The organism is Pseudomonas sp. BJa3, from assembly GCF_026343815.1.
GTDB lineage: Bacteria > Pseudomonadota > Gammaproteobacteria > Pseudomonadales > Pseudomonadaceae > Aquipseudomonas > Aquipseudomonas soli.
In genome coordinates this window covers 1-240 of sequence record NZ_JAOXMC010000505.1, presented here as the reverse complement: position 1 = coordinate 240, position 240 = coordinate 1, and the positions used below count along the sequence as shown (strand labels likewise).

Sequence of the window (240 nt, the reverse complement as noted above, 5' to 3'; positions counted from 1 at the left end):
GTAGAAGGCCATGTCGCTGGAGAAGCTGTTGGCCTGCACATAGTTGCCGCCCACGTCCCGCGGTACGCCGTCGTACTGGTACTGGCCGTCGAGGTTGAAGCCACGGGAGTAGAAGTACTTGCCGCCCAGGGGCGAGTCGTAGACGGTGATGCCGGGAGTTTTGTCGAGCACCTGTTCCAGGGTGTTGAGGTTCGGGTCGTCGAGCATCTTGCGGGTCATGACGGTGACCGACTGCGGCGT

General features: G+C 62.1%; 1 protein-coding gene. It reads right to left on the bottom strand.

What is annotated here, in order from left to right:
• Positions 1–240: TonB-dependent receptor plug domain-containing protein (locus tag OH705_RS28580; RefSeq protein ID WP_267303615.1), on the bottom strand; the 240-nt coding region annotated here is incomplete at both ends.